The sequence below is a fragment of the Bacillus sp. BS1807G30 genome, assembly GCF_040047675.1.
GTDB lineage: Bacteria > Bacillota > Bacilli > Bacillales > Bacillaceae > Bacillus > Bacillus altitudinis.
In genome coordinates this window covers 3,497,934-3,512,412 of the sequence record NZ_CP157353.1, presented here as the reverse complement: position 1 = coordinate 3,512,412, position 14,479 = coordinate 3,497,934, and the positions used below count along the sequence as shown (strand labels likewise).

General features: G+C 42.6%; 15 protein-coding genes. 11 read left to right on the top strand and 4 right to left on the bottom strand.

Features of this window, described 5'->3' with window-relative positions:
- Positions 1-62: 62 nt before the first annotated feature.
- The 6 genes from ABG082_RS18120 (at position 63) to ABG082_RS18095 (ending at position 5,488) form a co-directional block, all read left to right on the top strand.
- On the top strand, positions 63-1,373 hold the full coding sequence (locus ABG082_RS18120) for a PTS transporter subunit EIIC (protein WP_007497945.1): 1,311 nt from the start codon (positions 63-65) through the stop codon (positions 1,371-1,373).
- Between the two features lie 15 nt (positions 1,374-1,388).
- Positions 1,389-2,453, top strand: a complete 1,065-nt coding sequence (uxuA, locus tag ABG082_RS18115; RefSeq protein ID WP_348936353.1) for a mannonate dehydratase — start codon at positions 1,389-1,391, stop codon at positions 2,451-2,453.
- A complete protein-coding gene (locus ABG082_RS18110; protein ID WP_348936352.1) occupies positions 2,450-3,883 on the top strand; it encodes a glycoside hydrolase family 1 protein in 1,434 nt (477 codons plus the stop codon). Before uxuA ends, ABG082_RS18110 begins: the two co-directional genes overlap by 4 nt.
- A gap of 12 nt (positions 3,884-3,895) precedes the next feature.
- Entirely contained in the window at positions 3,896-4,219 is a 324-nt protein-coding gene (locus ABG082_RS18105) for a PTS sugar transporter subunit IIB (protein WP_008345616.1), read from the top strand.
- Between the two features lie 19 nt (positions 4,220-4,238).
- Complete coding sequence (locus tag ABG082_RS18100) at positions 4,239-4,568, top strand: PTS lactose/cellobiose transporter subunit IIA (protein WP_008345614.1); 330 nt, start codon at positions 4,239-4,241, stop codon at positions 4,566-4,568.
- 65 nt (positions 4,569-4,633) lie between these two features.
- A complete protein-coding gene (locus tag ABG082_RS18095) occupies positions 4,634-5,488 on the top strand; it encodes a polysaccharide deacetylase family protein (RefSeq protein ID WP_348936351.1) in 855 nt (284 codons plus the stop codon).
- 966 nt (positions 5,489-6,454) lie between these two features.
- Here ABG082_RS18095 and fosM read toward each other — a convergent pair.
- From fosM to ABG082_RS18075, 4 genes are all read right to left on the bottom strand, one after another.
- Positions 6,455-6,877 carry a FosM family fosfomycin resistance protein gene (gene fosM / locus ABG082_RS18090; protein ID WP_041091552.1) on the bottom strand — a complete coding sequence of 141 codons (423 nt, stop codon included), beginning with the start codon at positions 6,875-6,877 and terminating at the stop codon, positions 6,455-6,457.
- A gap of 64 nt (positions 6,878-6,941) precedes the next feature.
- Positions 6,942-8,033: a bifunctional diaminohydroxyphosphoribosylaminopyrimidine deaminase/5-amino-6-(5-phosphoribosylamino)uracil reductase RibD gene (gene ribD, locus ABG082_RS18085; protein WP_348936350.1), complete on the bottom strand. Its 1,092-nt coding sequence runs from the start codon at positions 8,031-8,033 to the stop codon at positions 6,942-6,944.
- Positions 8,020-8,781: a GTP cyclohydrolase II gene (locus ABG082_RS18080; protein WP_008345606.1), complete on the bottom strand. Its 762-nt coding sequence runs from the start codon at positions 8,779-8,781 to the stop codon at positions 8,020-8,022. The genes ribD and ABG082_RS18080 overlap by 14 nt, the downstream gene beginning before the upstream one ends.
- Positions 8,759-9,652, bottom strand: a complete 894-nt coding sequence (locus tag ABG082_RS18075; RefSeq protein WP_008345604.1) for a VOC family protein — start codon at positions 9,650-9,652, stop codon at positions 8,759-8,761. The genes ABG082_RS18080 and ABG082_RS18075 overlap by 23 nt, the downstream gene beginning before the upstream one ends.
- A 179-nt stretch (positions 9,653-9,831) precedes the next feature.
- Here ABG082_RS18075 and ABG082_RS18070 point away from each other — a divergent pair, with 179 nt between their 5' ends.
- The 5 genes from ABG082_RS18070 (at position 9,832) to isdE (ending at position 14,463) form a co-directional block, all read left to right on the top strand.
- The gene (locus tag ABG082_RS18070; protein WP_348936349.1) at positions 9,832-10,164 is read left to right on the top strand and encodes a helix-turn-helix domain-containing protein; all 333 of its coding nucleotides are present in this window, start codon (positions 9,832-9,834) and stop codon (positions 10,162-10,164) included.
- A 371-nt stretch (positions 10,165-10,535) separates the two neighbouring features.
- Entirely contained in the window at positions 10,536-10,994 is a 459-nt protein-coding gene (locus tag ABG082_RS18065) for an NEAT domain-containing protein (RefSeq protein WP_348936348.1), read from the top strand.
- A 20-nt stretch (positions 10,995-11,014) separates the two neighbouring features.
- Positions 11,015-11,671, top strand: a complete 657-nt coding sequence (isdC, locus tag ABG082_RS18060) for a heme uptake protein IsdC (RefSeq protein ID WP_024719526.1) — start codon at positions 11,015-11,017, stop codon at positions 11,669-11,671.
- A 19-nt stretch (positions 11,672-11,690) separates the two neighbouring features.
- Positions 11,691-13,499, top strand: a complete 1,809-nt coding sequence (locus tag ABG082_RS18055) for an NEAT domain-containing protein (protein ID WP_348936347.1) — start codon at positions 11,691-11,693, stop codon at positions 13,497-13,499.
- A 76-nt stretch (positions 13,500-13,575) separates the two neighbouring features.
- On the top strand, positions 13,576-14,463 hold the full coding sequence (gene isdE, locus ABG082_RS18050; RefSeq protein ID WP_348936346.1) for a heme ABC transporter substrate-binding protein IsdE: 888 nt from the start codon (positions 13,576-13,578) through the stop codon (positions 14,461-14,463).
- Positions 14,464-14,479 lie beyond the last annotated feature (16 nt).

The following is a 14,479-nucleotide window of genomic DNA, read 5'->3' as shown; positions in this document are numbered from 1 at the left end:
GCTTTTAAAATAACATCAAAAAGGAGGATGATCACGAGTTTTTGTAAAGGGGGAGACGGATCATGAGCTTTAAAGAGAGAGCGGCCGACGTCATGGGACATGTCGCTTATCGTATTACAAATCAGAAATATATTATGGCGATTAAGCAAGCATTTGTCACATTAATGCCAATTATCATTACGGGGGCATTTGCTGTACTGGTCGCAAATATGATCATGAGCCCGGAAACGGGGCTTGCCCATTTTGAGATATTCAGGTTTTTAGCAGAGCTTCAGCCAATTATGAAGGCAATCAATTATGCCACGCTGAACTTTTTAACGATCGGGGCTGTGTTCCTTATCGGGATTGAGCTCGGGAAAATCAATGGACACAAATCATTGTTCCCAGGATTAATGGCATTGATTTCATTTATATCCGTTATTCCGACGACACTTCTTCTTGAAGTCGATGGATCAATGCGTGAGGTTGTCGATGTGTTGGCGAGGCAATTCTCCGATCCAAAAAGCTTATTTTTGGGTATGATCATTGCCATCGTCTCTGTAGAGATCTTTTGTAAGCTTACCGAGGTGAAGTGGCTGCAAATTAAGATGCCAGATTCTGTTCCATCAAATGTGGCGACATCTTTTTCTTCACTTTTCCCATCAATTATTACGATTACAATCATTAGTTCATTCGGATTTGCGTTTCACCGTCTGACAGGCATTTATTTGCATGAAGCGGTGTATAACGTCGTGCAGCGTCCGCTTGAAAGTGTTGTGCAGGGACTGCCTGGTATTTTAACGTTAATGTTTGTGGCTCAATTTTTCTGGGTGATCGGTATACATGGCAACCAAATGATTAAACCGATTCGCGAGCCGCTCTTATTAGGATCAATTGCAGTGAATATGACAGCATTTCAAGAGGGCAAAGAGATTCCAAATATTATCACGATGCCATTTTGGGATGTGTATATGAGCATTGGTGGTTCGGGTGTGACGATTGGTCTGTTGATCGCCATTTTTATAGCGGGTAGAAGGGAAGAGATGCGTAGCATTGCCAAGCTTTCATCGGGACCTGGACTGTTTAACATCAATGAACCAGTTATTTTCGGATTACCTGTCATGCTGAACCCTGTGATGGCGATTCCGTTTATTGTTACACCACTCGTGACAGGTACGATTGGCTATATCGCAACCGCTACAGGTTTTGCCGGGAAAGCGGTGGTGATGGTGCCGTGGACGACACCTCCGATTGTGAATGCTTGGCTGTCTACCGCTGGCAGTATGGGGGCTGTCATCACACAGCTTATCTGTATTGTTGTCGCTGTTTTCATCTATTTGCCTTTTGTCCTCTTGTCCAACCGGAAGCCAGAAGCAGCACCTGATTCAGAATAGAAGGAGGGCTCATGAATGAACATGCAATTTAGATGGTATGGCAAAGAAGATCCTGTCTCCCTTTCATATATTCGGCAAATTCCCGGCTTGAAAGGGATTGTCAGTGCCGTCTATGATGTGCCGGCTGGCGATCTGTGGCCTGAGGAAAGTATTGCTCATTTAAAAGCGGAAATCGAACGTCACGATCTTGCTTTTGAAGTCGTAGAAAGTCTCCCGGTCCATGAAGATATTAAGCTGGGAAAGCCTAGCCGGGATGTTTATATCGAGCATTATCAAGAAAATATCCGGCGATTAGCAAGGCATGGTGTGAAGGTCATTTGTTATAACTTCATGCCAGCCCTTGATTGGACACGAACACAGCTCGATTTCCCACTAGCTGATCAATCGACGACTCTTGTTTATTTTCAGCATCAGCTTGAACAGATGGATATAGAAAAAGATCAACTTTCCTTACCAGGGTGGGATACGTCTTATACGCAGGAAGAAATGAGAAAGTTGATGGCTGCATACAGGGCATTGGGTGCGGAAGGGTTGTTTGAGAACCTAGACTATTTCTTGGGAAATATCCTTCCAGTTGCAGCGGAAGAGAACATGAACATGGCATTGCATCCAGATGACCCTCCTTGGAACATATTTGGTCTACCCCGCATTGTCAGTTGTGAAGAACAAATAGATCGTATCCTTCAGCTCGATGAACGCTCACAGCATGGACTGACCTTTTGTTCCGGTTCCCTAGGCTGTAATGCGAAAAATGATGTTCCTGCACTTGCGAGAAAGTATGCCCAAAAAGGGCGTATACACTTTGCTCATTTACGCAATGTCAATTTGTATGAAAACGGTGATTTTGAAGAGTCGGCACACCTGTCGTCAGCAGGCAGCCTCGATATGGGAGCGATTGTGAACGCATTGTTTAAGGAAGGATTTGCTGGCTATGTCCGGCCAGATCATGGACGAATGATCTTTGGTGAGACGGGCAGACCTGGCTATGGATTATACGACCGGGCACTTGGAGCTATGTATTTACAAGGGATGTGGGAAGGACTTCAAATTCACACGAAGAAAGGTCAGGTGGCAACATGAACAAAATCGACATACCCAATGACTTTATTCTAGGTGCTGCGGCTTCTGCTTGGCAGACAGAGGGTTGGAAAGGGAAGAAACCGCATCAGGATTCGTATATAGACCTTTGGTATAAGGAGGGGTATCACGTATGGCACGAAGGATACGGACCAGCGGGAGCAACGAATTTTTACGAGCGCTATCCTGAAGATGTAGCCCTTATGAAGGAAATTGGGTTATCTCATTACCGGACATCGATCAATTGGTCGAGGTTTCTCACAGATTACGAGAATGGAATTGTAGATGAGGCCTATGCTCGTTATATTGATAATTTCATCAATGAATTACTTGAAGCGGGTGTAGAGCCGATGTTTTGCTTAGAGCATTATGAGCTTCCTGCCGTTTTGCTTGAAAAGTACGGCGGCTGGTCATCTAAACATGTTGTCGATCTGTTTGTTCTCTATGCAGAAAAGGTGTTTGAACGCTATGGAGACCGGGTCAAACATTGGTTTACCTTTAATGAACCAATTGTTGTTCAAACTCGTGTGTATCTAGATGCTATTCGTTATCCTTTCGAGCAAAATACGAAGAAATGGATGCAGTGGAACTATCATAAAGCCTTGGCGACAGCAAAAGTGGTGAAGCTGTTTCAGGAAATGGGCTTGAAGGAATCAGCCGGTGCAAAAATCGGGGTCATTCTCAATCCAGAAGTGACGTATGCGAGATCGACTGCCTCGCATGATCAAGAAGCTGCCCGCATGTATGATTTGTTTTTTAATCGAGTGTTCTTAGATCCCTCCATTAAAGGCGAGTATCCAGAAGAACTGCTTGATGTATTGAAAAAGCATGACATTCTTTTCGATGCAACGGAAGAAGAGCTTCAGATCATTAAAGATCATACAGTCGATGTGGTCGGTCTTAATTTATACTATCCGCATCGCGTTAAGGCACCTAGCAAGGCTTGGAACGAAAATACACCGTTTCATCCATCTTATTATTACGATCTATTTGAGCTCCCAGGGAGAAAAATGAATCCATTCAGAGGTTGGGAAATCTATCCGAATATTGTCTATGATATGGGTATGAGAATAAAAGAGGAATACGGGAATATCGAGTGGTTTGTGGCTGAAAACGGTATGGGGGTCGAGCAGGAAGAACGGTTTAAAAACGAAGACGGCATCATTGATGATCAGTACCGAATTTCATTTATCAGTCAGCATTTAAAAAAAGCCCTTCAAGCGAAAAAAGAAGGTTCAAACTGCAAGGGATATATGCTGTGGGCTTTTACGGATAATGTCTCACCGATGAATGCATTCAAGAATCGCTACGGATTAGTAGAGATCCAGCTGGAGAATGAACGGAATCGTCAGATGAAAGCGTCAGGATACTGGTACAAGACATTAATCCAAACGAGGAAATTAAGGGATGAACCAGATTTTATTTATCAATAGGAGTGATGGGATATGAAGCGAATCATTCTCGCTTGTGCAGCAGGAATGTCAACGTCGATTGTGGTATCTAAAATGAAGGCAGCCGCAGAAGGAAAAGGGCTGGATTATGAAATTTATGCGATACCTGAAGGGGCCATTGCGGATGAACTAGAAGAGCATGGGGACGATGTAAAGGTCATTTTGCTAGGACCGCAAGTTAGCTTTATGAGAAAGGCAGCAGAAAAAACAGCGGCACCTTATCATATACCTGTCGATGTGGTAAATGTAAGATTATATGGAACAGCGAATGGAGAAAAAATTCTAGAACATGCACTGAAACTAGCAAATGAATCTTGAGCAATCGGAGGAGAAGCAGATGACGGTATTAGAGGAAATGCAGGGAGCAGCCTTTCAAATCATTGCCCATGCAGGTGAGGCACGAAGCCATTATGTAGAAGCCATTCGTCTAGCAAGAGCGGATGACTTTGAAGCAGCGCAGCAGTTGATTGAAAAAGGGGAGGAAGCGTTTCGAAGCATCCATGACCTGCACTTGTCACTGATACAAAAAGAGGCGGCAGGGGAACAGCTTCCCTTTTCTTTACTGCTCATACATGCAGAAGACCAAATGCTCACAACAGAGACCATCCATCTGCTTGCCATTGAAATGATCGAAATGTGTAAAAAAATGAATACCCTGTCAAAATAGATATCAGTTATTAACCAATTTCTGTTATAATCATTCGGTAGATAAAGAGAAAGCAGGATTGGTGAATGAAAAAAACATGTATGTGGCTTGCAGTTGGTTTAGTCATGCTGCTCATTTCGGGCTGTATGGGTACGAAACAGCAAACAGAAGGAAACCAGCAAGCCGTCAAAGAGGTAAAGGGTCAAGGACAAACGAAAGAAACAACAGAAACGCAGCAAATTGAAGCGGCAGAGATAGACAAACAAAACTGGATTCAGCAAAAGGAACCCGTTGCGCTTCCAATCTTGATGTATCACAGTATCTCTAGCGGTAATTCGTTACGTGTGCCAAAAAGCGAATTTGCGGCTCATATGAAATGGCTGAAAGACAACGGCTATGTCACGCTGTCGCCGAAAGAGGCATATCAAGTTCTCGCGACCAATTCGACACCAAGTGAAAAGTATGTTCTTATCACATTTGACGATGGATATACGGATAACTACACAAAGGCATTTCCGATTTTAAAGGAATATGGAATGAAAGCCACGATTTTTATGATCGAGCAGTCCATCGGCCGTCCGCATCATTTAACCGATGCCCAAATGGATGATATGGTGGCGCATGGTATTTCAATAGAGAGTCACACCATTCATCATTTAGAACTCAATCGTTTAACACAGAAGCAGCAGGAAGAAGAATTAAAAGGATCGAAGGTATTCTTTGACCAGCGTTTTTCTCAACAAACGATCATGGTCAGCTATCCGGTCGGTCGCTATAACGAAGACACACTGAAGCTGGCGAAGGAAGCAGGATATGAAATGGCTGTGACCACTGAACCAGGACATGCGAAAAAGGAACAAGGCATGATGTCCTTACACCGCCTGCGCATTTCACCGGGACTTTCACCCGAAAGCTTTGGCAGGCTGATAGAGGGAAATTGATCAATATTAGATCACAGATGTTTCACATGAAACATTTTACGACACGTTTCATGGATTAAATACGATTTGTTTGAGATAAATGTATGCAGAAAGAATCAGTTTTTATATACTGATTCTTTTTTATTTAACTAAATAAGGTCTTACAGTTGCCAATAGAAAGTAGGAGGGCTTAGAAGAAAAGTACAGGTTATTATACTTGAAAGTTATTTTGAGTGTTGTTCAGTTTATTTGATTCATTGCATAACAAAAAGCTGTATAATTTATTTGAAATAATGAAAATTCTGCATTTGAAATGAATCAGTAAGATTAAAAAATAAGCTTAACTATGGTAACAAATTGTTACTTATGGTAACATATTGTTGCACAAGTTTTTTGTTCAACTCGGACTAAGTTGAACTAGTTTTCAAACTGAAGCACGAGAGCTTCAAGGTGAATTTCTTGAACGTTCACCATACAACTGAAAAGAAATTTAATTTGGGCACTCGGCTGACTACCGTGTGCTTTTTCTATGTATAAATTTAAAATGTGAGGAATACACTGAAATAATATGAAAAAATAAAGCAGCCCTCCAAAAAACAGAAACGAGATAGAACCAGCATTACCTTGACTAGGGGTAATGAAGGTGCCGCTTTATTTTTCATTATCATCTTAAGGGTTCATTCAGAACGTTCTCTTATCTAAAATCCATATGATGAACTGGACTAGAGTTCGGATTGAATTTAAGATAAGGAACCAAAGCTTGTACTTACAGGTACAAGCTTTTTTCTTTTTGTTTTTGCGTCTCTCAACGCGTGAACGCACAAGTTTTGTTCTCAAACTGACCCCTCCTTTCTAGGCATAAAAACACCTTTAGTATGGAAGGGGGGAGGACTATCGTTTGCAACACGTTTCTATGTATATTTTACCATCTTTCCTATTTAATGACGAATAGCACCTTGTTGTTTCCTCTCTGTTTTTCTTTGCGTTTCATTCATAAAACTCCATATGTGTTTTCTCTAGTTTGTAATAATCCAATCGATCTTTCAAGGTTCCTGTATGAAATTCAAATTTATGTCCATCAGGGTCTGTGAAATAAATCGACTTCTGATCTCTTTCGTCTCTTGGCCTGCTTGGTAAGATGTTGACGTTCAAATCTTTTAGTTTGTTATACATTGGATCTACATCCTCCTCATCAATAGAAAAAGCGATGTGTGTGTAAGAGTGATGGATGTCTTGACGAGGAATGTCTTTTTCTACATTGAGGGCAAGCCACAGGCCGTTCAAATCAAAGTAAGCTGTCGTTCTGCCCTTTGTTAACAATTTGGCATTAAAGACCTTTGTGTAAAAATCAATAGATGTCTCTAAATCAGAAACAGAAAATAATAAATGGTTTATTCCTTTGATGTTCAATTTAGTCACCTCAAATTCAATGATGAGAAAAAAGCTTGCAGACTCAATCTACAAGCTTTGTTGTTTATTGATAAACAGGATAACCCATTATCTTTATATCTTTTCCCAGCGGTTCAAGAGAGAGTTGATCCAGTTCAATTGCATCACTCATGAGGCGTATGCCTTCGCCTCCGAAAAAAGAAGGAGAGAGTCGTCCGCCAATGAGCTTAGGTGCCATGTAGATGACGAGTTTATCGACAAGCTGCTGCTCCAAAAATGAGGCATTGATTTGTCCGCCGCCTTCAATCATCAGGGAGGAGACATTTCTTTCTCCGAGCACTTGAAGTACTTCTTGTAAGGGCACCCGGATATCGCTATCCGTCATGATGACACTGACGCCAGCTGCTTCTAAAGCGGCTCGTTTTTCTTCATCGGCTTGTTTTGTTGTGAAAATCCATGTTGGTGCCATCTGATCTGTGACCACCTTTGCTGTCAGCGGGATAGACAGTTTAGAGTCTAAGACAATTCGAATCGGATGATGACCGTTTGGAATGCGTGCTGTTAATGAAGGATCGTCGTGAATGACGGTTTGGGCACCGACTAAGATGGCATCGTTGATACTGCGAATGTGATGTGCATCATAACGGGACGTTTCTGATGTAATCCACTTGCTGTCAGACGTAGCAGATGCAATTTTTCCGTCTAACGTAATACCTGCTTTGAGTGTCACGAAAGGCGTTTTTTTCGTAATAAAGTGGTTGAACACTTCATTCATGAGAATGGATTCCTGCTCCATGACGCCTGTGATGACTTGAATGCCTGCATCTTGTAAAATGGCAATCCCGCGCCCAGCAACAAGGGGGTTCGGATCCAGTGCAGCAACGACTACTTTTTCTACGCCAGCTTTCACAAGTGCTTCAGCGCATGGGCCTGTGCGGCCATGGTGGGAACAAGGCTCTAGTGTCACATAGATCGTGGCGCCTTTTGCCTTGTCTCCAGCCATTTTCAGCGCATGGATTTCTGCATGTGGTTCGCCGGCCTTCATGTGCGCCCCGACCCCAACAATTTCATTTTCTCGCACAATCACAGCCCCGACGAGCGGATTGGGAGATGTCTGACCTTTCATTGCTTCAGCATTTTCAAGGGCTAGTTTCATATATCGCTCATGATGTGGCAATCGTACGCACCTCTTGGTCCGCCTTCATATGACCTGAGCGGTTAATTTTTGTCTGCAAGTATTTTTCATTGAACTCAGAGACATCACCCCAAAGTGGAATCCGTCCAGAAAGAGAAAGGCCTGCATGGCTGATGGCATCCGTCTTTTTCGGATTATTTGTGATGAGTCTGACTGGCTTTGTACGCAGTGTTTGAAGAACAGCAATCGCTTCTTCATATTGACGTGTATCATCTTCAAAGCCCAGTGCTTCGTTCGCTTCTACTGTATCGTAGCCGTTTTCTTGCAAAATGTAGGCCATGGCTTTACTGAAAAGACCGATCCCGCGTCCTTCATGGTTGGCTAAATAAAACAGTGCGCCTGCTCCATTGTCCTCAATCATCCGCATAGACTGTTTCAATTGGAACCCGCAATCGCAGCGTTTGCTTCCGAAAATATCACCAGTGTGGCAGATGGAATGCATGCGGATCAGCGCTTCATCAGCATGTTCGAAATCTCCGTAAACAAGGACGCTTGATTGCTGGTGATCTGCAAGTTCACGGGAGGAAAGGCTTTCGATTAAAGCTTCATCTGATAATGGTTCTTTCCCATCGTCTTTTAACCATGAATACCAGTTAAACATGACCGTTCTACCGTCTAAATTCACTGGCAGTTTAATAGGTCCAGTGATATATATAAATCCGTCTTCTTGCTGTACTCGTTTGATTTTATCTTTTAAAATGGCTGTTTTAACCTCTGTGTGTTTGTCCATATTCTGCACCTTCTTTTTTGTCTGTTTCTTCAATCTGTAAACGAACGAGAACGCCAAATGGATCAACAAATTCGTTACTTTTTCCTGTCGTGTTCATGTGAGCGCCTGCTTTTGTCAGACGTTCGACGACGGATGTTCTATCGTCTTCTTTTGGGAAAACCAGTGTATAGCTTCTAATTCCTGAAAAACGTGGATCAATGGCTCCTTTTCTCCCGCGTCCCCATGCATTAAAGGCAAGGTGGTGATGATAGACGCCACCAGCAACGAATAAGCTGGCTGGGGGAGCCATTCGGATATGAAAACCGAGCGTGTTCACATAAAAGGAATCGGCTTCTTCTGGGTTGAGATGGAAATGCAAGTGTCCCATGACTGTACCAGCCGGGAGTCCTTCCCAGGTGGAATCAGCGGCTTCTTGCAGGAGACCATCTCCATCAAGCGGAGCATTTCCGCCACCTTTCAGCTCTCCATGCTCACCTACCCATATGTCCTGAGGACGATCAGCATAAATCTCAACGCCGATGCCATCTGGATCACTTAAATAAATGGCTTCACTGAAAAAGTGATCGCTTGCTCCAATTAAAGGATAGCCTTTTTTGATCACATGCGCCAGCCATGTGCCCAGGTTTTTTCTGGTAGGTAATAAAACCGCAAAATGATAAAGTCCTGGCTCATGATCCGGCTTCTCTTTCAGCTGCACATCTTCTTTCAGCACAAGGATTGGTTCCTTTGCGTTGCTGCCAAGCGTGACAGTAGAATCCGTCTGTTCTAATAAAGTAAAACCTAAAATGTCTGTATAAAAAGGCAAAGAACGCTCAAAGCTGGACACATGTAATTCTGTTACACCTAATCTTACTTGCTCTATTGTATTCAAAGCTCGGTCATCTCCTTCATGTTATATGCATCTGTATGTTCAATGGTTTATTGAAAATTGATAAAAATGATTACCTTGTTACTTTTAGTAACTAAACTATATAATAGTTAGTAACTTATTTCAAGTAATTAATTATGTTATAATGAAAAAAAGTAGAGAAAAGCAGGAGGGAGTAAAGTATGGCTCAAGTAGATGGCTGCCCAATTACAGATGCCATGGAGATTTTAGGGAAGAAGTGGGTGATTCTCATCATCAATCAGCTTTTGACAGGGCCAAAACGTTTTTGTCAGCTTGAAAATGAAATGAACATCAGCGGACGGTTATTATCAGAAAGGCTGAAAGATTTAGAAGCTGAAGGCCTTGTTGAGAAAAAAGTATATCCCGACATTCCCGTGCGGATTGAATATGAACTAACAGAACAAGGAAAGAAAATTGAACCAGTCATACGGGAAATGTATGTTTGGTCTTTAGAGCGCAAAAATAGTGAAAAGGGTGAACATGTCCCTTCTTAATCGACTTCGATCAGTGTCCCTGATCGATTTTTTTTTGTGATTTTCCAGAAATCTAAGTCAATAGTATGAAAAATGATGTTGACAATAATTTCATTCATCATATAATATCAAGGAGAAGAGGGTTCTTTTCCCTGTAATGGAATGGGGAGGTTATGCCATGGTATCATGAATGGGACAGATTACCTAAACCGTGTATCACTACATCATGTAGCAGCAGACATCTTTGACTTGTCGAAAGCAAAGATTTATTTTTTAAACTCAATTGATAATGATTATCATAATCATTTATGAGTGTGATTCATACGCTGATAAAGGTTATTTTTTTTATTGTCTATTGAGAATAATTATCAATATCAATTAGGAGGATATATATGAAATCAATTCGTTCAGCATCACACGTCTTATTATTCTTTAGCTTTGTCCTATTGTTTGCTCTAGCCCCGGTTAGCTCTGCCTCAGCAGCAGGCTTAGCAGATGGTCAATATTCAGCACAATATGTGGTATGGAAAGCAGACAGTGATTCAACATCAACAGCAAATACGTATTTTGAAAAACCAGCTAAGCTTGTTGTGAAGGATGGAAAAATCAAAGCGCAAGTCACGTTAACGAACAGCTCTTGGATTACAAGCTTTAAAACATTGGATCAAGGTGTCTACAAAGATGCGAAGGTGATCAGTACAAACACAGCTGCCAATAAGAGAACGGTAGAGTTCAGTGTCAACAGCCTGACAGATGTTGTACCAGCAAAAGTGAGTGTGACTGTACCGGTCATTGGATATACAGGCAATTACGACATTCGCGTTAAGTTTGATGCAGCAACTGTTCAATAAAAAGGGAGGAAATTCATTTGATGAAAAAATGGATCAGGATGCCAGCCTTCATGGCTGCATTGCTTTTGGCACTTATACTGCCTTTTTCAAATGCACAGGCTGCTTCATTAAATGATGGTACATACTCCGTCAATTACACTGTGATGAAGGCCGAAGGGACTGCAGTTTCGATGGCAAATGATTACTGGCTGAAGCCGGCAAAAGTGATCGTGAAAAATGGCAAGCTGACTGTGCAAATGACCATTAAAAACAGCAGCTGGGTAACGGAATTTAAAGTGCCAGGAAATGGCGGCTATGTCGATACGACGGTTCTATCAACGAATAAGAAAGCCAATACAAGGCTTGTCCAATTCCAAGCACAGAGTTTGTCTAAACCAATCAAGTCAAAAATCCATGTCACAGTCAAATCCGCTGATTATGATCACGACTATACCATCCAGCTGAAATTCGATGAAAGCAGCATCAAGTCACTTTCTTCTGACAGTTCAAAAGAAACAGCAGGTGCAGCAAAACATCAAGAAACATCAAAAGAAACAACCAAAACAACTGATTCATCCACCAAAACAAAACAAGAAGAAAATCCTCAAACTGGTGATACAAGCCAGATGGGATGGCTCCTTGTGCTTGTCTTATGTTCAGGCGGGTTTTTAGCGAGAAAGTGGATCATCAAGCATTAACGGAAGGAAGTGTCATCTTTTGAAACGTCTTTTTCATCTACAGACAGCTATTCTGCTCGTTTTATTCAGTTTGTTGACTGCGTTTCAGCTGCCTCAAGGAACGGCTCAGGCGGCATCATTGGCTGATGGTGAATATACGGCCGGATTCACCATTTTAAAAAATGGCAGCACTGAAGCATCCATGATGGATACGTATACAGAAAAGCCAGCTAAGCTCGTCATCGAAAATGGTAAGACGACTGCCTATCTTACACTGAAGCAAAGCAAAGAAATCACAGATTTCAAGGTCGAACAAAATGGCTCTCTCGTCACCACTGAAACGGTCAGTGAAGATGAGACAGCAAATACGCGTGTGATCAAATTTGATGTAGCCGATGTATCAGCCAAATTAAATGGCTGGGTCAAAATTTACTGGGACTTAGGCGGCTTTATTTATGATGAGGCGTATGACGTACAGCTCGCTTTCGACGAGAGCAGTCTCACACTTGTCACGCCTGCGAAGCCAGACGATAGTGAAACAACACCTGATGATCAAAACGGTACGACGCCAGGCGACAGCGAAACAACACCAGATGATCAAAACGGTACGACGCCAGGCGACAGCGAAACAAAGCCGGATGATCAAAGCGGCACGACGCCAGGCGACAGCGAAACAAAGCCAGATGATCAAAACGGCACAACACCAGTTGATTCGACTCAGAACCAATTAAAAGATGGTGTGTATCGTATCAACTACAGTGTGCTGAAGGGCGATGAGGATGAGGCATCTCGGATGAGCCAATACTTCTCACATCCAGCATCGTTAACCGTTAAAAATGGAACGCAAACCGTTTCCTTTACGGTGAAGGATCATACGTCAGTTGATTCTTTGAAAATAGAGAAAAACGGTTCTTATCAAGAAGTGAAAAACGTGAGCACAGATCAAGCAAAGAACACAAGAGTGGTTTCATTTGAAGTGTCTGATCTGAAAAAAGCAGTTAACGGAAAAGTACACATTGTAGTAGCAGCCGCTCACTATGATCAAACGTACGATATTCGTTTTCAATTTGATTCAAAAAGTATCGTTCCACTGAAGGACGGTCAAATAGAGGAAGAAACACCGGCTACACCAGAAACACCAAAACCAAATAAACCAGCACCAGACACAACGAACGGCGGAACGAATCAAGAGACAGTTCAGCTAAAAGACGGGGTGTACAAGCTTCCTTTTTCAATGAAGAAAGCAGACAAAGATGAGCTTTCTCGCATGAACGATTACGTCGTGAGCCCTGCGACATTGGTGGTGAAAAATGGCCGCCATTTCGTTTCATACACTGTGAAGAACAGCTCAGCCATCACGTCGTTCCAAGTAGGAACCGGCGGTAAATTTGAAGAGACGCTAGTTGCAAAGGCTGATCAAAAAGCAGATACACGAGTGATTCAATATGAAGCAAAAAGTTTAAGCAGTGATCAGGCAGCACGCGTAAAAATTGACATTCCAGCTGCAAATTATCATGAGCAGTATGATGTCAAACTTGTTTATGATACGAAAGGCATCGCAAGTGGTGAAGGAAGCGGAATTGCGACGGTGATCGGAGACGATGAGAGCATCGGATTTGTAAAAAATCCAAATGATCACGATTCTCAACCAAGCCAGCTTGTGAATCTCGCCCCTGAGGAAACGGGTGCAGAGCAGATGACCTTTACACCATCAGATGACCAAACCAAATCTGAGACAGGTCAGCTGAACCCAAAAACAGGAGATACTTCACTTCTTTGGGTGTACATTCTTTTATTCGGCGGGTCACTATTCGTGCTCGTCAGAAAGTATCAAACTCGTACAAGATAAAGAATCTATTTTAAGTGAGGTGTGCCATTCATCTCGGCGCACCCACTCTCTTTTTTCGAAAGGAGGCTTTTGTTTTTTGAAGCATCGAATGTTATGTACCCTGATTACTGCTCTATGTGTGTGCGTCCTCCTAGCAGGCTGCTCACAGTCAGCTGAAAGCTCAGCGAAAGGCAAAAAAAGCGCAGCATCAAGTGCCCGCATTGTGGCAACGACTGTAGCTGCTGCTGAGATCATGGATGCGCTAGAGGTGGATCTTGTCGGGGTGCCAACAAGTCAAAAATCCTTGCCAGCTCGATACAAAGGACTCCCAGCAGTCGGTAACCCAATGAGCCCGGACATGGAAATCATCCAATCACTTCAACCGACAGATGTCCTGTCTGTCACGACCCTTCAATATGATCTAGAAACGCCTTTTCAACAAGCTTCTGTCCCTGCGACATACCTTAACCTTGAGAGCCTGGACAAGATGGAGAACGCCATCACAAAGCTTGGAGAAAAATATGATAGAAAGACACAAGCGAAACGCATTGTGGATGATTTTGAACAAAAAAAGAAAGACATACAAGAGAGAACGAAGGGAAAGACGAAGCCATCCGTTCTCATTTTGCTTGGTGTACCAGGCAGTTATTTAGTGGCAACAGAGAATTCCTATATCGGTGATCTTGTGCGTATTGCAGGAGGAAAGAACATCGTAAAAGGTGAGAAAATGGAGTATTTGGCATCCAATACGGAGTATTTACAAAAAGCCAATCCAGATATCATTCTTCGAGCCGCACATGGGATGCCGGATGAAGTCGTCAAAATGTTTGATCAAGAATTTAAAACAAATGACATCTGGAAACATTTCCATGCGGTCAAACAAGACCGGGTGTACGACCTCGAAGAAAGCTTATTCGGGACAACAGGCAACTTAAAGGCAGCAGAGGCATTAGATGAATTGACTCGTATGTTGTACCCGTCATAAGCGGCGAATCTTAATG

What these genes read in the sequence shown, in the direction of transcription:
- ABG082_RS18120 (WP_007497945.1), top strand. Translation starts at nt 63, where the DNA reads ATGAGCTTTAAAGAGAGAGCGGCCGACGTCATGGGACATGTCGCTTAT.
- uxuA (WP_348936353.1), top strand. Translation starts at nt 1,389, where the DNA reads ATGAACATGCAATTTAGATGGTATGGCAAAGAAGATCCTGTCTCCCTT.
- ABG082_RS18110 (WP_348936352.1), top strand. Translation starts at nt 2,450, where the DNA reads ATGAACAAAATCGACATACCCAATGACTTTATTCTAGGTGCTGCGGCT.
- ABG082_RS18105 (WP_008345616.1), top strand. Translation starts at nt 3,896, where the DNA reads ATGAAGCGAATCATTCTCGCTTGTGCAGCAGGAATGTCAACGTCGATT.
- ABG082_RS18100 (WP_008345614.1), top strand. Translation starts at nt 4,239, where the DNA reads ATGACGGTATTAGAGGAAATGCAGGGAGCAGCCTTTCAAATCATTGCC.
- ABG082_RS18095 (WP_348936351.1), top strand. Translation starts at nt 4,634, where the DNA reads ATGAAAAAAACATGTATGTGGCTTGCAGTTGGTTTAGTCATGCTGCTC.
- ABG082_RS18080 (WP_008345606.1), bottom strand. Translation starts at nt 8,781, where the DNA reads ATGGACAAACACACAGAGGTTAAAACAGCCATTTTAAAAGATAAAATC.
- ABG082_RS18070 (WP_348936349.1), top strand. Translation starts at nt 9,832, where the DNA reads ATGGCTCAAGTAGATGGCTGCCCAATTACAGATGCCATGGAGATTTTA.
- ABG082_RS18065 (WP_348936348.1), top strand. Translation starts at nt 10,536, where the DNA reads ATGAAATCAATTCGTTCAGCATCACACGTCTTATTATTCTTTAGCTTT.
- isdC (WP_024719526.1), top strand. Translation starts at nt 11,015, where the DNA reads ATGAAAAAATGGATCAGGATGCCAGCCTTCATGGCTGCATTGCTTTTG.